General features: G+C 63.3%; 27 protein-coding genes and 1 pseudogene. 17 read left to right on the top strand and 11 right to left on the bottom strand.

Annotated elements, in window-relative coordinates; genetic code table 11:
* Position 1 precedes the first annotated feature (1 nt).
* Both R3P93_RS23605 and R3P93_RS23610 read right to left on the bottom strand, forming a co-directional pair.
* The gene (locus R3P93_RS23605; protein ID WP_317534285.1) at positions 2-757 is read right to left on the bottom strand and encodes an SDR family NAD(P)-dependent oxidoreductase; all 756 of its coding nucleotides are present in this window, start codon (positions 755-757) and stop codon (positions 2-4) included.
* Positions 754-1401: pseudogene (locus tag R3P93_RS23610) on the bottom strand (AMP-binding enzyme); the annotation flags it as partial. The pseudogene R3P93_RS23610 and the gene R3P93_RS23605, both read right to left, overlap by 4 nt.
* On the opposite strand from R3P93_RS23610, the gene R3P93_RS23615 reads away from it, so the two are divergent.
* Entirely contained in the window at positions 1382-1897 is a 516-nt protein-coding gene (locus tag R3P93_RS23615) for a hypothetical protein (protein ID WP_317534310.1), read from the top strand. The pseudogene R3P93_RS23610 and the gene R3P93_RS23615 sit on opposite strands and share 20 nt — an antisense overlap.
* Before the next feature lie 2 nt (positions 1898-1899).
* Positions 1900-2883, top strand: a complete 984-nt coding sequence (locus R3P93_RS23620; protein ID WP_317534286.1) for an ornithine cyclodeaminase family protein — start codon at positions 1900-1902, stop codon at positions 2881-2883.
* Between the two features lie 206 nt (positions 2884-3089).
* Here R3P93_RS23620 and R3P93_RS23625 read toward each other — a convergent pair whose 3' ends face one another.
* On the bottom strand, positions 3090-4316 hold the full coding sequence (locus R3P93_RS23625) for a diguanylate cyclase (RefSeq protein WP_317534287.1): 1227 nt from the start codon (positions 4314-4316) through the stop codon (positions 3090-3092).
* A 126-nt stretch (positions 4317-4442) separates the two neighbouring features.
* Between R3P93_RS23625 and R3P93_RS23630 the strand changes: the two genes are divergently transcribed.
* Genes R3P93_RS23630 through R3P93_RS23645 form a run of 4 tightly spaced genes read left to right on the top strand, consistent with a single transcriptional unit; the run spans position 4443 to position 7317 of the window.
* On the top strand, positions 4443-5648 hold the full coding sequence (locus R3P93_RS23630) for an MFS transporter (RefSeq protein WP_317534288.1): 1206 nt from the start codon (positions 4443-4445) through the stop codon (positions 5646-5648).
* A gap of 14 nt (positions 5649-5662) precedes the next feature.
* Positions 5663-6019, top strand: coding sequence for an ArsR/SmtB family transcription factor (locus tag R3P93_RS23635; protein WP_032396178.1), 357 nt, complete (start codon positions 5663-5665; stop codon positions 6017-6019).
* Between the two features lie 27 nt (positions 6020-6046).
* Positions 6047-6571, top strand: coding sequence for a copper resistance CopC family protein (locus tag R3P93_RS23640; protein WP_317534289.1), 525 nt, complete (start codon positions 6047-6049; stop codon positions 6569-6571).
* A 35-nt stretch (positions 6572-6606) separates the two neighbouring features.
* A complete protein-coding gene (locus R3P93_RS23645) occupies positions 6607-7317 on the top strand; it encodes a TetR/AcrR family transcriptional regulator (RefSeq protein WP_317534290.1) in 711 nt (236 codons plus the stop codon).
* A gap of 5 nt (positions 7318-7322) precedes the next feature.
* Here R3P93_RS23645 and R3P93_RS23650 read toward each other — a convergent pair whose 3' ends face one another.
* Together R3P93_RS23650 and R3P93_RS23655 are read right to left on the bottom strand one after the other, a co-directional pair.
* Positions 7323-8291: an AurF N-oxygenase family protein gene (locus R3P93_RS23650; RefSeq protein ID WP_317534291.1), complete on the bottom strand. Its 969-nt coding sequence runs from the start codon at positions 8289-8291 to the stop codon at positions 7323-7325.
* A 235-nt stretch (positions 8292-8526) separates the two neighbouring features.
* A complete protein-coding gene (locus R3P93_RS23655) occupies positions 8527-8844 on the bottom strand; it encodes a hypothetical protein (RefSeq protein WP_317534292.1) in 318 nt (105 codons plus the stop codon).
* Positions 8845-8971: 127 nt separating this feature from the next.
* On the opposite strand from R3P93_RS23655, the gene R3P93_RS23660 reads away from it, so the two are divergent.
* Both R3P93_RS23660 and R3P93_RS23665 read left to right on the top strand, forming a co-directional pair.
* Entirely contained in the window at positions 8972-9205 is a 234-nt protein-coding gene (locus R3P93_RS23660; RefSeq protein WP_317534293.1) for a type II toxin-antitoxin system Phd/YefM family antitoxin, read from the top strand.
* Positions 9202-9600: a type II toxin-antitoxin system VapC family toxin gene (locus R3P93_RS23665; RefSeq protein ID WP_317534294.1), complete on the top strand. Its 399-nt coding sequence runs from the start codon at positions 9202-9204 to the stop codon at positions 9598-9600. Before R3P93_RS23660 ends, R3P93_RS23665 begins: the two co-directional genes overlap by 4 nt.
* Positions 9601-9605: 5 nt before the next feature.
* Here R3P93_RS23665 and R3P93_RS23670 read toward each other — a convergent pair whose 3' ends face one another.
* Entirely contained in the window at positions 9606-10031 is a 426-nt protein-coding gene (locus tag R3P93_RS23670; protein ID WP_317534311.1) for a hypothetical protein, read from the bottom strand.
* Between R3P93_RS23670 and R3P93_RS23675 the strand changes: the two genes are divergently transcribed.
* Entirely contained in the window at positions 9937-11070 is a 1134-nt protein-coding gene (locus R3P93_RS23675) for a GGDEF domain-containing protein (RefSeq protein ID WP_317534295.1), read from the top strand. The genes R3P93_RS23670 and R3P93_RS23675 overlap by 95 nt on opposite strands.
* 94 nt (positions 11071-11164) lie before the next feature.
* A complete protein-coding gene (locus R3P93_RS23680) occupies positions 11165-11782 on the top strand; it encodes a class I SAM-dependent methyltransferase (RefSeq protein ID WP_317534296.1) in 618 nt (205 codons plus the stop codon).
* Here the strand turns inward: R3P93_RS23680 and R3P93_RS23685 are convergent.
* On the bottom strand, positions 11763-12791 hold the full coding sequence (locus R3P93_RS23685; RefSeq protein WP_317534297.1) for an ABC transporter substrate-binding protein: 1029 nt from the start codon (positions 12789-12791) through the stop codon (positions 11763-11765). The two genes, R3P93_RS23680 and R3P93_RS23685, sit on opposite strands and share 20 nt — an antisense overlap.
* 175 nt (positions 12792-12966) lie before the next feature.
* Between R3P93_RS23685 and R3P93_RS23690 the strand changes: the two genes are divergently transcribed.
* Genes R3P93_RS23690 through R3P93_RS23710 form a run of 5 tightly spaced genes read left to right on the top strand, consistent with a single transcriptional unit; the run spans position 12967 to position 16422 of the window.
* Positions 12967-13938: an intradiol ring-cleavage dioxygenase gene (locus R3P93_RS23690; protein ID WP_317534298.1), complete on the top strand. Its 972-nt coding sequence runs from the start codon at positions 12967-12969 to the stop codon at positions 13936-13938.
* A 32-nt stretch (positions 13939-13970) separates the two neighbouring features.
* Positions 13971-14165, top strand: a complete 195-nt coding sequence (locus tag R3P93_RS23695; protein WP_317534299.1) for a twin-arginine translocase TatA/TatE family subunit — start codon at positions 13971-13973, stop codon at positions 14163-14165.
* Complete coding sequence (tatC, locus tag R3P93_RS23700) at positions 14162-14938, top strand: twin-arginine translocase subunit TatC (RefSeq protein WP_317534300.1); 777 nt, start codon at positions 14162-14164, stop codon at positions 14936-14938. The genes R3P93_RS23695 and tatC overlap by 4 nt, the downstream gene beginning before the upstream one ends.
* Positions 14926-15351 carry a preprotein translocase gene (locus tag R3P93_RS23705; RefSeq protein ID WP_317534301.1) on the top strand — a complete coding sequence of 142 codons (426 nt, stop codon included), beginning with the start codon at positions 14926-14928 and terminating at the stop codon, positions 15349-15351. The genes tatC and R3P93_RS23705 overlap by 13 nt, the downstream gene beginning before the upstream one ends.
* A 48-nt stretch (positions 15352-15399) precedes the next feature.
* A complete protein-coding gene (locus R3P93_RS23710) occupies positions 15400-16422 on the top strand; it encodes a hypothetical protein (protein ID WP_317534302.1) in 1023 nt (340 codons plus the stop codon).
* 13 nt (positions 16423-16435) lie between these two features.
* On the opposite strand, the gene R3P93_RS23715 is transcribed toward R3P93_RS23710, so the two are convergent.
* Together R3P93_RS23715 and R3P93_RS23720 are read right to left on the bottom strand one after the other, a co-directional pair.
* Positions 16436-16939 carry an LppA family lipoprotein gene (locus tag R3P93_RS23715; RefSeq protein ID WP_317534303.1) on the bottom strand — a complete coding sequence of 168 codons (504 nt, stop codon included), beginning with the start codon at positions 16937-16939 and terminating at the stop codon, positions 16436-16438.
* A gap of 56 nt (positions 16940-16995) precedes the next feature.
* Positions 16996-18720: an alpha/beta hydrolase gene (locus R3P93_RS23720; protein ID WP_317534304.1), complete on the bottom strand. Its 1725-nt coding sequence runs from the start codon at positions 18718-18720 to the stop codon at positions 16996-16998.
* An 88-nt stretch (positions 18721-18808) separates the two neighbouring features.
* Here R3P93_RS23720 and R3P93_RS23725 point away from each other — a divergent pair, with 88 nt between their 5' ends.
* Complete coding sequence (locus R3P93_RS23725) at positions 18809-19108, top strand: WXG100 family type VII secretion target (RefSeq protein WP_317534305.1); 300 nt, start codon at positions 18809-18811, stop codon at positions 19106-19108.
* On the opposite strand, the gene R3P93_RS23730 is transcribed toward R3P93_RS23725, so the two are convergent.
* Both R3P93_RS23730 and R3P93_RS23735 read right to left on the bottom strand, forming a co-directional pair.
* Positions 19109-19786: a chymotrypsin family serine protease gene (locus R3P93_RS23730; protein ID WP_317534306.1), complete on the bottom strand. Its 678-nt coding sequence runs from the start codon at positions 19784-19786 to the stop codon at positions 19109-19111. It lies immediately after the preceding gene.
* 385 nt (positions 19787-20171) lie between these two features.
* Positions 20172-20366 carry a class I SAM-dependent methyltransferase gene (locus R3P93_RS23735; RefSeq protein WP_317534307.1) on the bottom strand — a complete coding sequence of 65 codons (195 nt, stop codon included), beginning with the start codon at positions 20364-20366 and terminating at the stop codon, positions 20172-20174.
* 424 nt (positions 20367-20790) lie between these two features.
* Between R3P93_RS23735 and R3P93_RS23740 the strand changes: the two genes are divergently transcribed.
* Positions 20791-22566: a DUF4012 domain-containing protein gene (locus tag R3P93_RS23740; protein ID WP_317534308.1), complete on the top strand. Its 1776-nt coding sequence runs from the start codon at positions 20791-20793 to the stop codon at positions 22564-22566.
* Positions 22567-22857: the final 291 nt, after the last annotated feature.

Consider the following 22857-nt stretch of genomic DNA (forward strand, 5'->3'; position numbering starts at 1 on the left):
CTTAGACCAGCGACGCCGACAGGCCTCCGTCCAGAATGTAGTGGCTTCCGGTGATCCACGACGCCCGGTCGGAGGCGAGGAACAACGTCACTTCCGCGATGTCCTCCGGTGTTCCCAGCCGTCCCTGCTTGGCGGCAACGAGGTCACCGAACGGGATCTGGGTGGCGGCCTCGAAGTCCGGAACCAATCGATCGACCATTGCGGTATCGGCGAATCCGGGGCAGACGGCGTTCACCCGCACTCCCGATGCGCGCATCTCGATGGCAGCGACGCGCGTGAGCTGGATGACTGCAGCCTTTGTGGCACAGTAGGACCCGAGCAATGCGGTGCCGCCCACCCCGGCGAGCGATGCGATGTTGACGATGTTTCCCTTCGACTCGACCAGTGCACCGATCGCGGCCTTCATCACCAGGAACGTGCCCTTGACGTTGACGGAGTAGATCTTGTCGAAGCTCTCCGTCGACTGTTGGAGCAGCGGCGACGACACTTCGATTCCCGCATTGTTGACGACGATGTCGAGTCCACCGAGGATTTCCACGGCCTGCGCCACCGCAGTCTGCACCTGACTCTCTTCCGACACATCGCAGTTCGCGATGCCGGCGGCACCGATCTCCTCGGCTGTCTTCGCTGCTGCGCCTTCGTCGATGTCGCTGACGACGACACGAGCACCGCGCTCGATGAACATCTGGGAGATGGCTTTTCCGATGCCGGCTCCGGATCCGGTCACGAATACTCGCTTGCCCTCGAACTCGGTCATGGTGCGCTTCCCTTCGATGATGAGTGAGACATGATGCTGCGTATTTCGGTCTTGAGGATCTTTCCCACTTTCGAGCGGGGAAGGTCGGTCCAGATCTGAATCTGTTTGGGTGCCTTGATGCTTCCGATCAGTGCCCTCACGTGCGTGATCAGATCTTCGTCGGACGCGTCACGGCCGGGTCGTAACAGGACTGCCGCGGTGACGCGTTCGCCCCACTTCTCGTCGGGCAGTCCGACGACGGCGCATTCCTTCACCGACGGATGCGACAACAGGGCCTGTTCCACCTCGGCCGAGTAGACGTTGAACCCGCCCGTGATGATCATGTCCTTGGCACGGTCGACCACGTACAGGTAGCCGTCGTCGTCGAGGTACCCGATGTCTCCGGTGTGATGCCACCCGTGTGCACCGACTTCGGCCGTGGCGTAGGGATTCTCGTGATAGCCCTGCATCACGAGGGGACCGCGAACGACGATCTCACCACGCTCTCCGCGCTCGACCAGCCCACCGTCGTCGTTCATGATCGCCACCGTTGTCAGCGGAGTCGGCTTGCCTGCCGAACTCAGTCGCTCGGTGGCGATCGATCCGTCACTGCGGAAGTGATCGGCCGGAGCGAGTGTTGCGATCATGTTCGGTGCCTCGGTCTGGGGGTCGACGCCGATGTTCGTCGAGCTGTTCGAGGACGGCCTGGGTGATGCGATCATTCTCGACATCACCACCGCTCAGATCATGTCCGATCGCGGCACCGGCCACATCGTCGTCGAATACGCCGAGGTCGGCGGACTCGGACCGAACAGCGTGTACTACTGCCGCACAGATCGTTTCGAGGAACTCGAAGAGCGTCTCGTGAAGTTCGCGACGGGTCTCGACGCCGCGATGGCGACCGTCAAGGCCACCCCGGTAACCGAGCTCCAGCCGCTACTTGCCGAGCACTGGCCGAACATTGCAATGCCGACGCTCTCTGCCGCATGCACCAGAATTCAGCAGTCGCAGACCTGGGACACCGTTCGTATCGACGGTGATGCCAGCGACCGCTGGATGCGAATCCTGCGGGAGGAAGGCATGGTTCGCTCCGCACCGGCGTTCGCAGACCTGGTCACCTCTCGCGTGGTCGACGCAGCCGAGCTGACGACGGTCGGCTGACCATGTCACTGGTACTGCGTCACTCGGAGATCTCATCGCTGCTCGACCGGACGGCAGTGTTCGGTGCAGTCGAGCGCGCCCTGAGCGAGCTGTCCACGGGCACCGCTCAGAATCCGGCTCCGTCGTCGATGAACGCCGCCGAGGACGGTCGGATCATCCCGATGGCAGCGCAGTCCGGTACCGCCGAGCTCGCGGTGGTGAAGGTGTTGTCGGACCTGCCGGGGAACCGCGCACGCGGACTTCCCCGGCAGCGATCGACCATGCTGGTGACATCGACTCACACCGGAGAGTGCGTCGCGGTACTCGACGGCCGGGCGATCACGGCGATTCGCACAGCCGCCGCCAGTGCCGTGGCCACTGCGCACCTCGCACGTGCCGACAGCTCCGTCGTGGGCGTGATCGGAGCAGGGAACTTGGCCGTCGAACACGTCCGTGCGCTGTACAGCATCCGCGACCTCGAGAGCGTCGTCGTCTGGTCGCGATCCGCGGACACGGTGGAACGGTTTCGCGACAACATCGCGGACTTGGACCTGAAGATCGAACACGCCGTATCGGTCGAAGACGTTGTGAGACAGTCCGACATCGTCTGCACGCTCACTCCCTCCGTCGAACCGATTCTGTTCGGGCAGTGGTTGGACGCGGGCACCCACCTCAATGTCGTCGGAGCCGCGCCGCGCCCGGGCGAACGCGAGGTCGACGGCGAGGCCATGGCGCGCTCGAGGGTGGTGGTCGACAGCACTGCGACAGCGCTGTCCAAGTCCGGTGATGCGCTGCTGGCGATCGCCGAGGGGGCCGTCGACCACAGTCACTTCGATACCGAACTCGGCGATGTGATCACCGGCCAGAAGACCGGACGATCCACCGACGCCGAGATCACGCTCTTCGACTCCACCGGGATCGGACTCGAGGATCTTGCCGTAGCCGAGATGGTCATCCAGCGCGCCCACGCCACCGGAGAAGGTACCGAGATCGATCTGACGTCGTGACCACGTCCGCAAACGCTCGCGCGTTTGTCACACGCGCGCAAGATCGCGTCCGATTCGGGCCTGAACCCCTCGCGTCTGACAAGTGCGCGCGCGTTTGCGAACGAAAGGCCCCGCACCCCGCATCCTCGCCCTGCTCCACCCCGATCCAGTGAATCAATGCGACTCTGTTGCATTCTGACCGACTGAAACCCACATTGATCCCGATCTCAGGCGCGCTTGGACGAGTACATTCGTTCGTCTGCGATGCGCAGTAGCTCGTCAGGGTCTGTGGTCGGTTCCCAACTCCATCCGACGCTCACCGATACCGCGATGTCGGTGCCGTCGATGTTGTAGGGGCCGGCGAGGAGGCCACGAACCCGGTTGGCCAGTCGCTCGACTCCCTTGGCAGATCTGGCGGAGTGCAGCAGGGCGACGAATTCATCACCGCCGATGCGGCAGGCACAGTCCTGAGTGCGCACGTTGTCGAGAATGCGACGTCCGATGGCGGCGAGTACGCGATCGCCCACTGCATGGCCGAATCGGTCGTTGATCGATTTGAATTCGTCGATGTCCACGAACAGCATTCCGACCGGCCGGTCGCTCGAAGTTTCCTTGAGACTGTTCAGCTCGGCCATCAATCGTCGACGATTCCCCAGCAAGGTGAGGTCGTCGATCAGCGCCTGGCGTTCGAGTGTCACCTCGGCGACTTTGCGTGCGGTGATGTCCTGAATCTGCGCGATGATGACGTCGCCGGCCTCGCTGTCGCGGACGAGTGTGGCGTTGCGCTGCACCCAGATGGTGGCACCGTCTTTTCGGAGATACCGCTTCTCCGACGCGACGTTGGTCAGAGTTCCGTCGGCCAACGCTCGTAGGTGCTCGTCTGCAAGGGGAATGTCGTCGGGGTGGGTGAGATCGCGAAACGTTTTCTGCTGCAGCTCTTCCGAGGTGTATCCCAACAATTCGCACAGCGCCTTGTTCACTTGCAGCCAGCGGCCGTCCACGGTCAGTACGGCCTTGCCGATCGGGGCGTTCTCCATAGTGATCTGGAACAACCGCACTGCGCGGTCGCGTTGGCGTTCCACGTCGGCTCGGGCACTGACGTCGACGACCAACGCGGTGAATCCGAGCACCACACCGTCGACGACATCGGGGACGTAGGTGGCCTGAGTGACGCGCACAGCACCGCTGACATCGATGAGCGTGCGGTCGAACTGCTGCTGCTCACCGGCGAGGACGCCGGTGATGTACGGCAGGTTCAGCTGATACAGCGTCTCGCCGAGCAGCTCCCTGATGTGTTTACCGACCAGATCCTGCGGTTCGATTCCGAAATAGTCGGCATAGACGCGGTTCGCGAAGACATTTCGGAGCGAGCTGTCCCAGTAGCCGATCATCGACGGCAGCTGATCGACGGCACGACGCATCACCTCGTTCGTTGCGTTGCGCGTGACGGTCATGACTCACCTCATTTGTGATGCCGACCAACGAACGCTACCTAAAACCTACGCATATCGCCTGAAAGGGGTGCATATCAGCAAAAGCAAATGAGTGCGCACTTGCGCACACGTGTGTATGTTGAAGCCATGCTGCTCGACATTCCCGCGTTTCGACGCCTCTTCACCGCGCAGGTCGTCGCGTTGCTCGGCACCGGACTGTTGACGGTGGCGCTGGGGCTGCTCGCCTACGACATCGCGGGCAGTGCCGCCGGCGCTGTGCTCGGAACTGCTCTCGCGATCAAGATGATCGCGTATGTGTTTGTCGCTCCGATTGTTTCGTCACTGACCGGCGCGCTCCCCCGCAGGCTCGTACTGGTCACCGCTGACGTCGTCAGGGCGCTCACCGCACTGGCATTGCCCTTCGTCGATCAGGTGTGGCAGGTCTACGTACTCATCTTCGTTCTGCAGGCAGCGTCCGCCACTTTCACTCCCACCTTCCAGGCCGTCATTCCGTCCGTGGTGCCCGACGCGCAGCAGTACACCCGCGCGTTGACGCTCTCGCGACTCGCCTACGACCTCGAATCACTGGTCAGCCCACTGATCGCCGCTGCCTTGTTGACGGTCATCGGCTTCCACACGCTGTTCGTCGGCACAGCTCTGGGGTTCGTCGTCTCCGCGGTGTTGGTGGTCAACACCGCGCTACCGAGACAGGTCGCAACCAAGATCCAACGACCGACAACCGGTATCGCGACGTTCGTCAGGAATCCCGAATTGCAGGGACTGCTCGCGTTGAACACGGTAGTCGCGGCAGCGACAGCTCTCGTGGTGGCCAACTCCGTGGTCTACGTCCGCGATCTGTTCGGGGGATCGAGCAGCCAGCTGGCCATCGCTCTGGGCTTCTACGGTGCCGGTTCGATGGTGGCAGCACTGTTCATCCCGCGAGCCGTCAGATCCATCAGCGATCACACCCTCATGCTCACCGGGGCCGCGGTAGCCGTGACCGGAACCGCCGCAGCAACACTCGTGGCCACACTGAACGGTGGGTCGGCCGCCTGGGTTGCACTGGCCACGACGTGGGCGGTGCTGGGCGTCGGGACGTCGACGATCAATACGCCGTCGGCGCGGATTCTGCGTCGTGAATCCGACGAGAGCACCCGAACGTCCATCTTCACGGCGCAGTTCTCGTTGTCGCACGCGGCGTTTCTGCTCACTTATCCGATTGCGGGATGGGTCGGGGCCCGATTTGGACTGTTCACCGCGGCGATGGTGCTCACGGGCTTGGCTACACTTGCGGCACTGACCGCAGCACGCCTGTGGAGTCGCTCCCGAATGTCGGTGGTCGCCTCCGCGTAGGGAGACGACGTTCGATGCCACCGAAGAAGGAACCGCGCATCAGTCTCGACCATGCCGTCGAACCGGACTCCGCACGCCTGGCCACGGCCAGCGACACCTTCCGGATGCTCTCCGACCCCACCCGACTGCACATCCTCTGGCTACTCGACCGAGGCCCCGCGGACGTCAGCGCATTGACCACAGCCACCGGAACCTCGCGCACCGCCGTCAGTCAGCACCTGGCCAAGCTGCGATTCACCGGACTCGTCGAGACCCGACGCGACGGCCGCAACGTCATCTACCGCCTGGCCGACGGTCACCTCGCCCGTCTCGTGCGTGAGGGCCTCAACTTCGCCGATCACAAGGTGACCGGCGAGCCCCCTCACGAATAACCCTGCATCACAACAAGAAAGCACCCGATGAAACGCCTGGCCGTGATCGCAGCCGCCATTCTCACCGCGACGGCACTGTCGATCGCCCCGGCAGCTGCGCATGCAACTCTGCAGTCCAGCAACCCTGCCGAGAACTCCGTGCTCGACGCCGCGCCGGACGAGGTGACCCTGACGTTCAACCAGACCGTCTCCCAGAACTTCGCCACCGTCACCGTCATTGGATCCGATGGAATGGATTGGGCCGCATCGGATCCAGTCGTCGACGGCGGCACGGTGACCGTCGATCTGGACGGGCTCGGCGCCGGCGGCGAGTACACCATCGGCTACCGAGTGGTCTCCGCCGACGGGCATCCGATCACCGGCAGCATTCCGTTCCAAGTCACCCCATCGTCCCCGACGTCGGCAGCACCCGCAGCGCCGGCCACAACCGAAACAACCCCAACCGCCGTGGAAGAGACCGACAGCGGCTTCCCACTCTGGACGATCGGGGCGGTCGTGGCTGTGGTCGGTGCGGCGGGTGTGCTGTTCGCGCTGCGCAAACGCAGCAACTGACGGCCTCGGCCGATGCGGACGTGAGAACATGCAGCATGAGTGACGGTGGCCCACGCCCGAAGTCCGATGGCCGTAAGCGGCGTTGGGAGCAGCACAACACCGATCGTCGACGCCACATCATCGAGGCCGCCATGACGGTGCTGGCCCGCGATATCGCTCCTGGTGAGCGGCTCACCACCGCCCAGATCTCCGCCGAGGCCGGCGTCCATCGCACCGGGCTCTACCGTCATTTCCGGGATCGCACCGACTTGGACACCGCCATTCAGCGGGCCATCTGCGAACAGCTGACGGCCGCCCTGGTCGCCTCGTTCGAGTTGACCGGTACTCCTCGCGATGTGGTGCACCGCGTGGTGAGCACCTACGTGCGGTGGGTTGCCGAACATCCAGCGTGGACGCGTTTCGTCGAGCAGGACGTCAGCGCCGAATCGCCCACTCCCCTCGAACAGACCAACGCGATGCTGGCCGAGCAGCTGGAAGTGAGCGTTGCCGCGTTCCTTGCGATCGTGCACGCGGATCTCTCGCCCGAGGACTGGTCGCTGGTGCGGCCGTGGGTGGCCGGACTGGTCTCCGGATGCATGGGCGCGGTACGCAGCTGGAGCGGGCAAACCGAATCACGCACCGGCCTGGACCATTTCGCGACGTTCCTGGCCGACACCATCTGGCTTCAGGTCAAGGGACTCGGGGCGTCCCGCGGCATCGCGATTCCCCAGGTCCCCCTCGAAACCGTCCCGCTCGATACCGCCTAGGAAACTCAGCCGAACGACGGCTCACTGCGGTAGCGCGACGGCCGTCCGTCGATACCGAGAGCGCGCCACACTCGCTTCGAGACTCGGTTCATCAATCCCAGTTCGCCGGCAAGCATTCGGACGTCACCGAAGGTGTCGCGCAATGCCTTTCGCGACGGTTCGCTGTTCCACCAGACGGCGTCCACTACCTCGTCGGGGATGTCGAGCTCGCGTCGCATCTGCTTGCTCGGCTTCATGATGACGTCGCACAGCAGTCGCATGATGACGGGAGTCAGGATGGAGATCGATGCCTTTTCGAAGCGGCCGAGGCGAGGAGCCTTGTACCGCAGGTACTGATGCGCGAAGCCGATGTGGCGGGCTTCCTCGGCGATGTGAATCTGCATCACGCGCTGGACCAGTGGATGGCCGACGGCACCGGCGCGCAGAACGCCCTTCTGCATGTGGTCGATCGGCTCTTCTCCCGCGAGTACTCCGACGAAGAATCCGAACGGTGCCGAGCGGCTGGCGAACACTGTCAGCATCGGAACGATCTTGCGGAACCAGATGGGACCGCCGGGCACGTCGATGCCGATGCGATTGACCAGTTCCTGGAACATCTGGGTGTGGTGGCACTCTTCGGTGGCCTCGTGCGTCGAGTAGCGGAATTCCGGTGAGTTGTTGGGCAGCGTGAGCGCGTACTGCATGAGGCCGCTGATGAGGATCTGCTCGAACTGCAATCCCACCTTGACCATGCTGGCCTGGCGATACATACCGATGTGGATCTGCCGGTCCAGGGGAAGTGACTTGTACCAGTCGGTGTGTCCGAGCGGGTCGGCGTCGGGCAGCACCCAGCGCGGATCGTTGGGAACGATCGCGTACTCGGGCTCGTCCCACGGAATGTCGAGGAAGGCGTCGAAGTGTTGGTGCACCGATGCCGTCGACAGCGCATGCAAGGTGTCTCGGTAGAGCGTTCGTGAGTCGTCGACTGCAGTCATGGTGGTCCTTCCGCCTGCGTCCGAGCTGAACGAAGAATGTGTACGCAACACAGCGTCACACATAAAACTGGTTAGTGCAACGGACCGTCGCAGATACTTGAAGAAATTGTTTCGACACGGCGAAACCGGTCGACCATGCTTCGGTCGACCGGCCTCGGGGAACTCCTGGCGCCGTCGTCGTGCATAGAAATTCGTAGAGGGCTACGAAGTTCCGTGCACGTGCGACGAAGTCGCTCTACAGCACCATCGCAAGGAAGCCCACACCGACGACGATGCCGAGAACTCCGGTACCGATGGCCAGTGCCGCCTCGGTGCGTTCGGCGCGATCCCCGGCGAGGTCGGGGGTACGGTCGGCCCACAGCGCCGCGGCGACGGCAATCAGGCCTGCGGCGATACCGAGCCCGGCGGCCCAGAACGAGACGATCGACAGGGCGCCGAACATCACGGCAATTTCGGTCACCTGAGCGCGAGTACGGATGCGCCGATTCCACCACTTGGGCGGCGTGTTTTCGTCCAACTCACCGGCTTTGAAGTTGGAAGAGGTGACGGTCACTGTCTACTCCTTTCGAGCAAGAATGTGCCTCCATTTTGGCACTCGGCAGCCGAGAGTGCCAAACCACAGAGGGCTGATCACGGAGAAAAGACTATTCGGACCAGTCGTACTGGTCTAATCTGTAGCGGTGAAAACGATCACCAGTACAGAAGCCAAGACGCGGCTCAACGCGATCTTGGCCGAGGTCGAGCAAACTGGCATCTCGGTCACGATCACCAACCACGGTCGACCGGTTGCTGTGCTGACGCCCGCTCGACCGACACCGCGCGTCTTCGGCCATCTGCGAGATCTCGTCGTGCCGGAGTCATTCGACGAACCGCTACCCCCGTCGGAACTGGCCGCATGGGGGTCGCCGGAGTGACGTCATTCCTTCTCGACACCAATGCATTGCTGCGGCTCGTCACCGATCCGGACGCGATGCCCGAGGACGTTCGCAAGACCCTCGCCGATCAAGGAAACGAGTTGATGGTCTCGGCCGCCTCGGCGTGGGAGATTGCGATCAAGACTCGGATCGGCCGATTCGACGGGGGCACCCTGCTGTCGACGTGGACCGAGGTGTTGACGGGAATGAACGCGACCGACCTTGCGGTCGACTCCGCAGACGCGTCGGCGGCCGGGCGGCTCGACTGGGACCACCAGGATCCGTTCGACAGAATGATCGTTGCCCAAGCCCTCCGTCGACACCTGACGATCGTCACGAGCGACCGAATCGTCATCGACGGGGCGTTGACGCCGACTCTCGACACCCGCGGGTGACCGCTTCAACCCCACAGAAGCTGCTGTCCCACAACTACTTTCATCGGTCCGAGATCGAATGTCTTCGCATCGGAGATCACGTACGGGACGTGAATCTGCATCGCGTACTCGCGATGTTCGAGAAGAACCTCGAGATGTGTGTCCGACGCCCCCTCGGCGGTCGCGTCGGACACGATGGCGTACGACCGCACATCGTCGGCGACGGCCCGCAACTGCCCGACGAGTTGCTCGTACACCGTCATGGTGGACGACGTATCCACCTCCACCGGAAGGATCCTCTGCCCGAGAGAGACGTGGTTGACGACAGCTACCGGGTCGAGTCCCCAGTTCTCGCCGATGCGTTCGGCGGCTATCTCGACGCAGACGTCGAGCAGATCGTCGAAATCTTGTTGGCACTCGGCGCTCGTCACATCTCGCCACTTCGTCATCATCGAAAACCCCCATCGTTCGGCCGGCTACCCACCTCTTCGACGGCAACCAACACCGATCGGTTCCCGAAAGTCGTACATTCGTACCAGTTTGTTATCCACCGTGGTACGTCGACGTCGCGACAGCTCTGGGATCGACCCGACCTCGACTAGACTCCCGTTGAAGGAAGGGGAGAAAGCAGGTCGTTGCGTCGTGGAGGAACACCGGTACAGGCGCATCTTCGCCTCGAGCCCCGTGGCGCAAGCTCTCTCCGACGCCGAAGGATTGTTCGTCGACGTCAACGCTGCCTACTGCGAACTCGTCGGCCTGTCCTCCTCCGAACTGATAGGTCGGTCCGCAACGGTGCACACTCACCCGGACGACCTTGCACTCCATGGCAGCGTCGAGGATCTGATGGCCGCGGGCACGGCAGCTGGAAAGTCCGTGAAGCTCGAGGTGCGTTTCGTTCGACCGAACGACGAGATTCGCTGGGTTCTGCTCACCTTGGTTCCTTTTGTCGGCCCGTCCGACGCCGACTGGACACTCGCTGCCGTTCTGGACATCACCGAACGAAAAGAGATCGAGGACGGCATCCTGCGTGCGTCCCGAACAGATCAACTGACCGGGGCACTCAACCGTCGCGGCTGGTCGGACTACGCGGTGTCCGTCGTAGACGACCATTCGGTCGACACGGTCGTCGCGGTTCTCGATCTGGATCACTTCAAACAGTTCAACGACAACTTCGGCCACGCCGCCGGCGACGCGTTACTCCGCGACTTCGTGTCGACTGCTCGCAGCTGCATCGGCGACAACGGACTCCTGGCACGTTGGGGCGGAGAGGAATTCGTGATCACTCTGCGTAACTGCGATCGTAGAGACGCTCTTCGATCACTCGAAGCTCTCGCAGCCGCGATCGCATCTTCGGGGGTAACGTTCTCGGCCGGATACACACTTCAGCGACCGGACGAAGGTCTTCGCAACACTCTCGACAGAGCCGACGCACTGATGTTCCAGGCGAAGCGCGCCGGTCGCAACCGAATGGTCACCGACGCACCTCACTGAGCCTTCACCCATTTGCCAATACAGCAATATTACTTGCCAATCGCTTATCGGGGATGCCATTCTGACGTCACACACCGCGACGAAAGGCCATGACATGACGCACGCTTTCGACAAGAACTACTGGGAGCAGCACTGGGATGACAGAACTTCCCATTTCGTCGCGGCGAATCCGTATCTCGTAGACGAAACAGCCGCAATGACGCCCGGCACTGCTCTTGACGCCGGCTGCGGCGCTGGAGCAGAAGCAATCTGGCTTGCCGAACAAGGCTGGCGGGTCACCGGTGCGGACATCTCCGCGGCCGCTCTCGCCACCGCCGCAGGGCAATCCGAGGCGGCGGGCGTCGACGTCACCTGGATGGAAGCCGACCTGACCACCTGGAATCCCGACGAGCGATGGGATCTGGTGATGACGCACTACGCGCATCCGACGATTCCGCAACTGGACTTCTATCGACACATCGCGCAGTGGGTGGCACCGGGCGGTTCGTTGCTCATCGTCGGTCACCTACATGATGGCGCGCAACATCATTCACACATGGGCACGCCGCCGGACGATGCCACCGTCACCGCGAAAGACATCACTGCCCTGTTCGACGCCACCGCGTGGCGCGTGGACACCGCAGCCGAACGTTCCAGGACCGTCGTGGGTACAGGTGTGCATTCGAAGACGTTGCGCGACGCGGTGGTTCGCGTCACTTCGCTACAGCCGTAGCCTCAGCCAGCCCGTCGACCAAGGTCGGCAGGAAGTACGGAATCGACAGTGCCGTCGGGCCCACTGCAGCTCCGGCCTCCTGGCCGACGAATCCCGCCACTGCACCCGCGGATACTGCCGGAATCTGGCGCGACACAGGTGAATCGACGAATTGCTGCAGCGCGTCGTCGGTGTCGACCTGAGTGAACACCACGTCGGCGTCGATTTTCGAGATGTTCTCTGCCGAGACGGTGGTCGAGTACGTGGCGTTGTCGGTCGCGAGGTCGGTCACCGATGCAGGCGAGACGAAGCCGAGGTTCTCGAGCAGCTCCACTCTCGGGTCCGACGGCAACAGTAGGTAATACACGTCGGCAGCTTCGGACACGTATGCGATCGATCGGCCGTCGAATTCGGGGTGTCGATCGCCCGCCTCCTGAACCTGCCGGTCGAGATCAGCAACAAGATCGCGGGCCCGATCCGCAACGCCCAGAACATCTCCGGTGGTGGTGATGACATCGCGCCACGGCGTCGACCACAGCTCTTCGGGCGGGGCGATGACGGGGATTCCGGCGTCGGTCACCGCGTCGTACTCAGCCTGGGTCAGGCCGGAGTGCGGGGCCAGCAACACATCGGGATCGGCCGCGAGCACCTTCTCGACCGTCAGTGCATTGGTGACGTTGTCCAGCAGAATCGGTGCCGTCTCGCCGCTCGTGTCGATGGCGTCGGAGATCCACGGGTACATCAGATCGTTACCGCCGCCGTATTCGGCCGAGGGCATGGCCACCGGTACGACGCCGAGCGCGAGTACCGCGTCGGTGGTGCCGAAGCCCCAGGTCGCAACCCGTTCGGGCACGGCGTCGAGGGTGGTCTCGCCGTACATGTGTTGCACGGTCAGCGGGAACGAGCCGGTGGACGATTCCGCGGTCGGAGTCTCCACGGCATCGGAGGAGCTGCAGCCCGCGAGTGCGATGGACGCGGCCACCGCGGCGGTGAGCACGGCAGCGATTCGAGTAGTTGCGCGATGAGTCATGAATTTCCTGTATGTCGGTGAAGCAATAGGTTAGCCTTAGCTACCTCCTAGAGTAAAACCGACCGCCCCGGGGCTCACAGGAACCTCGCAGCGAGAGTCCAGGGTCCTCACCGGAACGTCCCAGAGTATTGGCACTACCGAAAAGAACCGATGCCAGCTCAGAGGAGATCCGAACATGACCCCAATTCCGGAGCCCACCAACACTTCTGCCGGACCGACTTACGAAGGACGACTGCTCGATCGCCCCACCGAGGAGGTGGTAGACCAAGGTGCCGGGTTCGACATCACCACCCTGATCACACGCCGCCGAGTGCTCAGCATCGTCGGCGCGGGGGCAGGAGCTGTTGCACTCGCCGCCTGCTCCTCGACGTCGAACAGTGAAAGTGCTCTCAGCACAACCGCTTCCACGACGACGGCTACCGCGAGCGCAACGAGTGAAATCCCCCAGGAGACCAACGGGCCCTACCCGGCCGACGGCACCAACGGCGTCAACGTTCTCGAAGAGTCGGGGATCGTCCGAAGCGACATCACCTCGAGCCTCGACGGCGGCACCGCGGTCGAGGGCACACCGCTCTCGTTCACCTTTACACTCACCGACATGGCGAACGACAATCGACCGTTCGAGGGTGCCGCCGTGTACGTGTGGCAGTGCGATGCCGCCGGCCAGTATTCGATGTACTCCGAGGGCGTCGAGGACGAGACGTATCTACGCGGGATTCAAGCGGCAAACACCGACGGCACAGTCACATTCGAGACTATCGTCCCCGGCTGCTACTCCGGTCGATGGACCCACATGCACTTCGAGGTCTATCCCGACGCGGCATCGGCAACCAACGCGGACAACGCTATTGCCACCTCGCAGGTTGCGTTCCCTCAGGACGTGCTCGACGCGATCTACCAGCTCGACACCTACCCGAAGTCCGCGAAGAACCTGGCCCAGCTCGGCAGCCTCGACAACGACAACGTATTCGGCGACGGCTACGACCTCGAGATGGGGACGTTCTCGGGCGACCCCACATCCGGCTACGTCGGATCGTTGGCCGTGGCCATCGACACCGCCACCGAACCCGCTGCGGGAGGCGGCGGAGCACCCGGTGGAGGTGGCGGTCAGCCTCCGATGGGCGGCGGCACTCCCCCGACCAATTGATCCCTCTCACCCCACCTAACGAAGGAAATACCATGTTGCACAACCTCACCGGATGGCACGCCCTCATCGTTCTCGCCATCCTGCTGCTCGTGTTCGGCTCGACCAAGCTTCCCTCGCTCGCCAAGGGTGTCGGCCAATCGCTACGCATTCTCAAAGACGAGGTGCGCGAGGACAAGACAGCATCGACGACGGACGACGCCACAGTTCCGTACCGACGCGCGTCATGACCACGGCCACCGCCGCGCGGGGCACCATGCCGCTGGCCGGGCATATGCGCGAGGCACGTCGTCGCGCGATCCGCGCGGCGGTGTCCCTGCTCGTCGGCATAGCGGTCGGGTTCGCACTCTCCGACCAGATTCTCGACATCCTGCGCGCACCGGTCGAGGAACTCGCACTCTCACGTCAGGCCAGTCTCAACTTCGAAACTGTCACCGGTGCATTCGATCTCGAACTGAGGATCGCTCTGTTCACCGGCGTGATCGTGTCGAGTCCGGTGTGGTTGCGTGAGCTGTTCGCCTACCTCACCCCCGGTTTGACGCGTCGCGAAAAGAAGTACGTCTACGGCTTCTCCGCCGCCGCGGTCCCACTGTTCGTGGCCGGCTGCATGTTCGGATTCACCATCTTCCCGCGCATGGTCAGCGTGCTTGCCGGCTTCTCCTCCGACGAGGACAGCACCATCCTCAACGCCTCGTACTACGTGGATTTCGTCATGAAGATCGTGTTGGCGACCGGCATCGCCTTCGTCCTTCCGGCCGTGCTGGTGATGCTCAACTGCCTCGGCATCCTGTCCGCACACAGACTTCGCGGCAGCTGGCGGATCAGCGTCGTCGCCATTGCTCTGTTCAGTGCGCTGGTCACTCCCGCTGCCGACGTCCTGTCCATGTTCCTCGTCGCGTTGCCGATGGCGACCCTGTTCGGAGCAGCACTCGCGATCACCGAAGTACACGACAGACGCGCTCTCAAAACCCCGAAACCGGAGCTCACATCATGTTCGGCTTGACCTTCGAAAAACTGTTCCTGGTCGCGATCATCGCCGGATTCGTTCTCGGCCCCTCGCGCCTCCCCGGTTACGCCCATCGACTCGGACGAGCCGTGCGCTCCGTTCGACATTTCGTCGACACCACTCGCAGTGCAGCGGAGGACGAGATGGGCGTTCCGCTGCGCCGCAGCCAGTGGGAAACGATGGACGTGCGTCAGTACGACCCCCGACGCATCATCGCCGACGCACTACGCGAACCCGACTCCCCATCGGAACAGGTCCTCGCTGAAGCAGCCCGCGTGAGACCCGGTCAGAAGTACCTGATCACCGGGCCCGCGTCGCATCCACAACGGATGCTCATCGATTCACTGCCCCACGACGACCCGCGTCGTATCGCGGCACACGTCATCGACGAGTACCGCCCTGCAGGTTAGAACGGCGAAAGAAGGACGTTGGGTGACACAGTCCTGCATGATGTAGCGATGACTACCAGCGTCTTGGCTGCTTCGGAGTCGGGTGTGTCCGCAATTGCGTTGTGGACCTTGATCGTCGTGGTGATCGCCGCCGTCGGTGCCGCTTGGGCTGCATTGAGCGTGCGCCGGGTCGGTGCGAACGAGGACGTCATCTCTCGCGAGGTGGCGGCACTGCACAATGCTGTCGATCGTCAGGTGCGCCAATCGGGCGAGAGCGACTCGTGGAACCGCGACCAGGTGACCGCGCGGTATCAAGAGCTGCTCTTCGCTCTGTCCAATGTCGATCGTGTTGTGGCCGAGGATATTTCGGCAGCGGTGATCTCGACTCCGGTAGGTGATCTCGCTGCCGCGACTCGGGCGTTGAACAAGGCCTACGACCAGTTGAACCTGGCTCTCAGCGCAGCTCTGGTGGTGGCTCGTCGACGCGTCCACCCATTGGCCTTGGAGTTGTCGACGGGCATCGATCGCCGTGTGTTGACTCCCCTGGCACCCGAAACCGGAATTGCCGGGCCCGCCTACGAACGCATGCAGAGCGAGCACGCCTACATCAAAAGAATGCATTCGCTGTTGCTGACGGCGATGCGGGCCGATCTGGGTCTACTCGATCCCAGCGCCGAGGCAACGCTGATCTTCACCACGAAGGAAGTGGGAACGGGTGTGCTGTCGGATCGGTCGACGGCAGCCGGACGCAGTGGGGTACAGCTGATCAACCTGCTCGCGGATTTCGGTGTCACTCCGCTGCTCGGCGCGGAGGACGATTACGTGATGTCCGACGCGCTGGTCGCACAATGCGAGGCACTCTACAGCGCGGTGAGCCCCAACTTCCAGGCAGTGTTGCGGCACATCGGCGACGAGATCCATCTTGCAGTTCGGCCCGACCTCACCGACGAGCGGCTCTACGAGATCTACGAGATCGCAGTGCGTTTGGTCGAAGCCGGATTGCGCGGAAACATCCACCGCAGAGACGGGTTGGACGGCAGCAGCCTGTTCCTCATCGATCCGACACATCAGGCAGGAATCGACCGGGTGTAGCGGGCTTCACGCATCACCGTAGGTAGCAGCCTGTGGTGATCATCAGCGCTGTCCGTCCCCCCGCGCCGAGGAGAATGCGACCACCATCGGGGTCGCGGAAACTCACCTGACGACGTTCGGAATTCTCGCTGTTCAGGTCGGTGCCGTCGAACCCATTGGCGACGGCGATGGAATTGACGGCCTCGAGCACGGCCTGCCACCGATCGGCCGGGATCGGCGCATCGGAACTGAACGGCACGAGCGTCACATTCAAGCCTGGCGTATTGGAATACGGCTCATCGCACGGTGATTCACCGCGTGTGCGGGTGGTCGACCATTCCAGCCCTGGGACCAGCGTCGAGATCGCCGCCTTGATGTCTTCCTGCATCCGCTCGAACGCGGGCTCCACCGTGCTCTGCCGCCCCTCTCTCTGCTTCAACTCCTCGAACCGCAAAGCGGTCTGCTCGGCAACGATCTCGGAGTCGGCCTTCTCACGCGGACGATGCTCTCCCTCGTACGGCTCCGGTGTGTTGTTCATGCATCCCCCCAGAAGTGCGACAGCGAGTACCGCTGCGCCCAAGATCGACGTTCGCGTCATCGGGCTACTGCCACATCGGGAATGCCTGCGATCACGGCTGCTTGGTTGAACTGGCTCGTGGTGTCCAGCTTGTAGAAGTCGCTGTGGCTTCCCATCCGTTCGATGATCGGGCCGGTGAATCGATCGGTGGACATGAGCGCAACGTCGGTGCCGTCGGGCATCACCACGTCGGCGGCGCGAGTCGACAGATCGTGCACTCCGGCGATCTCGCGTGGATCGCCGTCGAAGGCCGCCAGGGCCGCGACACCGTCTCCGCCGGACGCGAGCGTGTACGCGTCACCGCTGATGTTCAGCGCGCCCAGGTTGTCGGTGCCGACACCGGGCGATCCCATGAACACCGCGTCGTCCACGCCGGTACCGTCCTGCAGCGCCAATCCTGTTGTGAGAGAACCATAGGAATGTCCGACGGCGGTGAGGTGCGGATCGTCCGAACGCGATGCGTCGATGCCGTCGAGGAACGACGCGAGCCTGCTGCCTCCGGTCTGAGCCATGTCGTCGGACAACACCCCGACCTTCTGCGGGGCCTCGTATCCCATGTAGGCGACCGATGCGACGGTCTGCCCGGCGGCGTCGGGACTGTAGTGATCGAGTTGCCATTGCGAGAGTTCACGGATGTTCGCCGCGTCGTTCACCAGGCTGCCGAGCCCGTTGTGGACGGTGCTCGTGAAGCCTGGTGTGTGGACGGATACGTGATCCGCGGTGTCCACGTCTCCGACCGCGACGACGGCGGTTGCCAGCGTCCGTTCCGGCGAGGCGTCGAAGGACAGCAGGTGCCGATCCAGAACCGGAATGCGCTGTCCGTCCGTGCCCAGCACAAAGCTTCCGTCCGTTCCCTTCTCGAACATCAGACGTTCGACGGCGTCGAGCGACGTTCGTTTGTCGAGCGCCAGTTGCAGCCGCTTGGCGTCCATCGCGCTGCCGGTCTGATCGAAGCGAGCCTGCGCCTCGTTGACCTGTCCGTCGACGGAGCTGCGGTCGACATCCAACTGAGCGAGGTTGGCGCTCGACCGATCGGCCGCCGGAATGCCGTCGAGGTCACCGATCAACCGCGGCCGCTCTTCGCGTACGTAATCGCGTTGATCGTCGGTGAGCGAATTCCACCATTGATTGTTCGCGGCCGGATGTCCCTCTGTCGGCGGTTGCGGGGCTTTCGTCGCTCCCTGATCGCTACCGATCCCCGCTGCCTCGCGCACATCGGTACTGTTGTTGTCGCTGATCAGGTTTCGGGTGGCTGTGGCAATGATTGCGGCTGCGCTCTCCTCGATTTCTGTTCCGCGACGGACGATTTCGCCGATGCGGTCGAGGAGTTCTACTTTCATTCGCTGCCGGTCCGCGGCTTCGGCGTCGGTCTGATTCGGCGGTCGCTCGAAAGCCCATCTGTCCCAGAGCGTGTTGTCGTTGCACACGGCGAAGTCGTTCGCGAAGGCCAGCGACGACACGTCGGCGAGCGCACGCTTCAACGCCACGACGGACTCTTCGGTGTCGTCGGTCAGTCGCTTGATCGCTCCGACTTGCGCGGCGGAGTCGGTCAGGTGATCGACGACCTCGTCGAATGCCCGACGGGCCACCTCGCTTGCCTCCCCTACCCAGCCGTCGATGAGCGCGAGGCGATCGAGCTGATCGCCCAGATCGACAAGTGTGCTGATTCTGCTGGTGAGTGAGCTACCGAGCCGCTCGAGCCCCGCCGTGTCCCAGTCGTTGATTCCCCCGATGTCAACCACGCGGCCAAGGTACCAGCCTGCTGCCCTCTCGACAGGGTGTTACGTTCACCGTGGTGACAGGCACCAACAGCCTCGGGGGAGGAATGTGATGGGCGATCGTCTGGACGTCAGTGTTCCGGTGCTCCTCGATGCAGCGGGTAGAACCGATCTTGCGATCGACAGAGCGTCCGAGGATCTGGTCGTGGTGGCACGAGATTTGTCGACGGCTACAGCATGCTGGCCGGGAGCAGCCGGTGCGGCCTACTCGACCCTGCTGTCCGGTTGGGAGGCTGCCGACTCGACGTTGTCGACCGACGTGAAGGACCTGGCTCGAAAACTGCAGGCATCGGCCCGCGACTACGCGGAGGCCGAAGCTCGAACAGAAGCGCGAATTCGCGGAACCGGCTGATCACACCGGCCGGAAGCCGGCACCCGCCGCACCCGACGCGTTCAGTAGGCGCAACGATTCCGACGCCGACGCGTAGGCGGTGGGAGTGAGCAACGGAGCGCCCGAGGCATGGCTGGCGATTCCGACGAGCGTGGTGCCGGCCACCAGTGGGGCTCCCGAGTCTGCCCAGATGGTGACCGCGTCGGACATCAGGTCGACGCCGCGATCCTCGACGATCGTGCCGCAGGTCCGTCCGCTGCCGAGCCCGCTCTTGCAGACAGGCTGCCCCACCGACCCGACGCCGATGTCCGTCACGGTGATTCCGTTCAGGCTCGATACCGGCGTGACCTTGGTGGGGTCGAGGACGATGACGCCGTAGTCGGGTCCCCAATGCCCGACGGCCGTAGTGCCGACCGGGGCGGCCGGGGCGGCCGGCGATCCGACGAGTGTCACGGGCAGGCCGGTTCGCAGAATGCAGTGCCCTGCGGTGAGCGCGACGAGTCTGCCCGCGTCGTCGTATCCGACGGCTGCGATGGAGCAGACGGTGAGGTCGTCGATGCCTCCGGTGGTGACGAAGCCGCTACCGGGGCCGACTACTGGAAAGGGTGCGGCAGCGGCGGTACCAGGGGCTATCACGCCGACGGCCATTACCGCGGCCGCGAACAATCCACTGACGAAACCGAGTCGGGCGTTCTTCATGGCGGACATATCTCCTCGACGAACGTTGGGGGCGGCACGGAGGAAACTGACCGCGATTCGCCACCATCCAAACAGCTGAGTGCCACGAATGCGAGTCATGATGTGGGCACTCGTTATTGTCTCCGTGTGGTTGGTGATCGGCGCTGTCACCGCCGTGTGTGTCGTCCTCGGCCTTCGCCGTGTCGATGCCGAGCAGGCCGCAGCCGAGTTGGCGGTCAGAATGACTGACGACATACCAGCGATCGCCGACGACAAACCAAGGGTCACTGACGACATACCAGCGCAGATGCACGCCGCGTAGTCGAGGGTCTCACGGCGCAGGCGTGTCGCCGGCTTCGAGCGTGAACTGCACGACGTCGATGCGTGAACTCTTGAATCGATCCGATTAGCCGGTGAGGTACTGCACGTATTTGTCGTATGTCGCCTCCGAGGACACGGCAATGGCCTCGTCCCGGGACGCGATCAACTTCTCGGCCCACGTGTCGAGTGTCCTCGCGTAGTGCAGCCTCAGGGGATGCTCCCGAAGTAGCTCGAACCCGGCCTCGGCCGCCATGGACTTCACCGCCTTGACGAGCGTCAACCGTCCGCCGGTAGTCCGGATGCGCGGCAGGCAACCTTACTGGCCCGCTACCTCTCGATGAGCCCGATGTGATCGAGTTGATCGCCCAAATCGATCGGTGTGTTGGCCATGGGTAGGGCATGCTCCGCCCTCGTGTCCGACTGGCGGGCAGCCGACTCGGCGCTGTCGAACGAGGCGAAAGATCTTGCTGCAAAACTGCAGGCATCCCGACGCGACTATGCAGACAGAAGTGGACGGCAACCTCTGTTCCTCCAGACCCGGTTTATCGAGCAGGAATGCAGCGGGTGTAGATCAGCTGAACTACATCTGTTCGCCCACTACACCGCGAAAGCGCGCAGCGCTCTAAACTCCAATCGGGCCGGGGCTTCTCTTCGACCGGGGCTCGAAGAACTCGACTTATTTCCTCAGGTGGAAGGTTCAGCACATGACGCACAGCCCGACCGATGTTCGCCCACAACGGACGAAGAAGAGGCGGCCGGTCCTCATAACAGTGGGGGTGCTGCTGGTCGTGCTGATCGGGTTTCTCGTGTGGCTCGGATACGAGGCCTACTCGGCACAGAAGAGCCTCACCGCGACGCGAGATTCCGCGACACAAGCCAAGAACTCGCTACTCGACGGTGATGTCGCCGGTGCCGAGGCAGCAGCGGCCAGCGCGACAGCGTCCGCGGACGACGCCAAGTCCTCCACCACCTCCATCCCCTTCTCCATCGCTGCTGCCATCCCCTACCTGGGCAGCCCACTCCAGACGGTCGCGCAGATCACCGACATCGTGCAGGGCCTTGCTGTCGACGTATTGACGCCGGTGACCGCCGCGGGTCCGTCGCTCAATCCCAGCAGTCTGATCGAGAGCGGCGGACGCGTCGATACGGCCGCGCTGCGAGACGCGCAGCCGGTGTTACTGCAGACGTCGATTGCGGCCGAAGAGTTGAACACTCGCGCCGAAGCCGTCGACGAACCGGCATTTCTCGGTGCCGTGACCGAGGCCAGGACGTCCCTGATCGACCAGACCCATGACCTCGCTGGGCTACTCACCAACACACATATCGCGAGCCAATTGCTGCCGTCCATGCTGGGTGAGAACGGCCCTCGCGCGTACTTCCTGGCATTCCAGACCAACGCCGAGGCCCGCGGCACCGGCGGATTGCTCGGCGGCTACGGAATCATCCGCGCGGAGAACGGAACCGCCAGGGTCGATACGCTCGGCAGCAACAACGAACTCGCATTCGCGCAGCAACCGATCGAGCTCGGCCCCGAGTACAACGCGCTGTGGGGTCCGCGCAACACCACCACCGACTTCCGAAACTCGAACGCCAGCCCGCACTTTCCGTATGCAGGTCAGATTTGGTCATCGATGTGGACCGAGCAGACGGGTGAGGTTCTCAACGGCACCATCGCTACCGATCCCATCGCCCTGAGCTACATCCTTGGTGCCACCGGACCGGTGACACTCGCCGACGGAGAGCAGATAACCGCCGACAACGTCGTCGAAATCACCCTCAGCACTGCATATTCCAGGTTCGGTGACGATCAGGCTGCCCGTAAGGCATATCTGCAGGAGATCTCGTCCGCCGTGGTCGCGAAGATGGTCAACGGCACCGCCCCCAGTAGCGCCTTGCTCGACGCGGTCGGCCGGGCCGGCAGCGAGGGTCGCATCTCGATCTGGAGCGCCGATCCCGTGGAGCAGGCCGTTCTCGCCGGAACCAAGGTGGGCCATACGCTGCCCGACAGCCCTGCTCCGTACGCCAACGTGGTCGTCAACAATGCCGGCGGCAACAAGCTCGATTACTACCTGGCGCGCGACATTTCGTACACCGCGGGCTCGTGCACCGATGGAACCCGGACATCGACGGTGACGGCCACCCTCACCAACACCGTGAACCCGGACGGGTTGACGCAATACGTGGCAAGCACCTTCCAACCCAACGTGCCGTACGGCACCAACGAGGCGATCGTCTACCTGTACGGAACGCAGGGTGCCACCATCACCGCGATGAAAGTCGATGGCGTGACGGCATTCTCGATCCAGGGTGGCACCGAACTCGGGCGTCCGGTGAAAGCCGCATACGTGACGATCCCACCCGGCGAATCTCAGACGGTCACGTGGGAACTGGAGGAGCCGTCGAGCGCCGGTGCCGCGACGGTGCCGGTCCAGCCCTTGGTGGATCCGGCAACCGTCACCATCGACGTACCCCAGTGCTGAAAACCCAGTGCTGAAAACCCAGTGCTGAAAACCCAGTGCTGAAAACCCAGTGCTGACCTCAAGATAGGCCGGAAGCCCGACCCCGGCCCACGGGCGGCATCGATCAGATCGAGCGATGCCGCCGCGGACGCATACAGAGTCGGACCGAATACGGCAACAGAGTCCGTGTGACTAGCGATTCCGACCAGTATGGTTCCGGTGACGAGCGCGCCGCCCGAGTGATCGGCCCAGGGATTTCGGACACTGGACCCGCTTAGAATAGGGATCTACCGAAATGAGTCCGACCAGCAT

The organism is Rhodococcus cerastii, from assembly GCF_033042195.1.
In the GTDB taxonomy this organism is placed as follows: domain Bacteria; phylum Actinomycetota; class Actinomycetes; order Mycobacteriales; family Mycobacteriaceae; genus Rhodococcoides.

What these genes read in the sequence shown, in the direction of transcription:
- R3P93_RS23710 (WP_317534302.1), top strand. Translation starts at nt 15,400, where the DNA reads ATGACTACCAGCGTCTTGGCTGCTTCGGAGTCGGGTGTGTCCGCAATT.
- R3P93_RS23680 (WP_317534296.1), top strand. Translation starts at nt 11,165, where the DNA reads ATGACGCACGCTTTCGACAAGAACTACTGGGAGCAGCACTGGGATGAC.
- R3P93_RS23730 (WP_317534306.1), bottom strand. Translation starts at nt 19,786, where the DNA reads ATGAAGAACGCCCGACTCGGTTTCGTCAGTGGATTGTTCGCGGCCGCG.
- R3P93_RS23705 (WP_317534301.1), top strand. Translation starts at nt 14,926, where the DNA reads ATGTTCGGCTTGACCTTCGAAAAACTGTTCCTGGTCGCGATCATCGCC.
- R3P93_RS23670 (WP_317534311.1), bottom strand. Translation starts at nt 10,031, where the DNA reads ATGATGACGAAGTGGCGAGATGTGACGAGCGCCGAGTGCCAACAAGAT.
- R3P93_RS23635 (WP_032396178.1), top strand. Translation starts at nt 5,663, where the DNA reads ATGCCACCGAAGAAGGAACCGCGCATCAGTCTCGACCATGCCGTCGAA.
- R3P93_RS23675 (WP_317534295.1), top strand. Translation starts at nt 9,937, where the DNA reads ATGCGTTCGGCGGCTATCTCGACGCAGACGTCGAGCAGATCGTCGAAA.
- R3P93_RS23725 (WP_317534305.1), top strand. Translation starts at nt 18,809, where the DNA reads ATGGGCGATCGTCTGGACGTCAGTGTTCCGGTGCTCCTCGATGCAGCG.
- R3P93_RS23740 (WP_317534308.1), top strand. Translation starts at nt 20,791, where the DNA reads ATGACGCACAGCCCGACCGATGTTCGCCCACAACGGACGAAGAAGAGG.
- R3P93_RS23695 (WP_317534299.1), top strand. Translation starts at nt 13,971, where the DNA reads ATGTTGCACAACCTCACCGGATGGCACGCCCTCATCGTTCTCGCCATC.
- R3P93_RS23630 (WP_317534288.1), top strand. Translation starts at nt 4,443, where the DNA reads ATGCTGCTCGACATTCCCGCGTTTCGACGCCTCTTCACCGCGCAGGTC.
- tatC (WP_317534300.1), top strand. Translation starts at nt 14,162, where the DNA reads ATGACCACGGCCACCGCCGCGCGGGGCACCATGCCGCTGGCCGGGCAT.
- R3P93_RS23615 (WP_317534310.1), top strand. Translation starts at nt 1,382, where the DNA reads ATGTTCGGTGCCTCGGTCTGGGGGTCGACGCCGATGTTCGTCGAGCTG.
- R3P93_RS23685 (WP_317534297.1), bottom strand. Translation starts at nt 12,791, where the DNA reads ATGACTCATCGCGCAACTACTCGAATCGCTGCCGTGCTCACCGCCGCG.
- R3P93_RS23645 (WP_317534290.1), top strand. Translation starts at nt 6,607, where the DNA reads ATGAGTGACGGTGGCCCACGCCCGAAGTCCGATGGCCGTAAGCGGCGT.
- R3P93_RS23625 (WP_317534287.1), bottom strand. Translation starts at nt 4,316, where the DNA reads ATGACCGTCACGCGCAACGCAACGAACGAGGTGATGCGTCGTGCCGTC.
- R3P93_RS23690 (WP_317534298.1), top strand. Translation starts at nt 12,967, where the DNA reads ATGACCCCAATTCCGGAGCCCACCAACACTTCTGCCGGACCGACTTAC.
- R3P93_RS23640 (WP_317534289.1), top strand. Translation starts at nt 6,047, where the DNA reads ATGAAACGCCTGGCCGTGATCGCAGCCGCCATTCTCACCGCGACGGCA.
- R3P93_RS23620 (WP_317534286.1), top strand. Translation starts at nt 1,900, where the DNA reads ATGTCACTGGTACTGCGTCACTCGGAGATCTCATCGCTGCTCGACCGG.
- R3P93_RS23715 (WP_317534303.1), bottom strand. Translation starts at nt 16,939, where the DNA reads ATGAACAACACACCGGAGCCGTACGAGGGAGAGCATCGTCCGCGTGAG.
- R3P93_RS23605 (WP_317534285.1), bottom strand. Translation starts at nt 757, where the DNA reads ATGACCGAGTTCGAGGGCAAGCGAGTATTCGTGACCGGATCCGGAGCC.
- R3P93_RS23650 (WP_317534291.1), bottom strand. Translation starts at nt 8,291, where the DNA reads ATGACTGCAGTCGACGACTCACGAACGCTCTACCGAGACACCTTGCAT.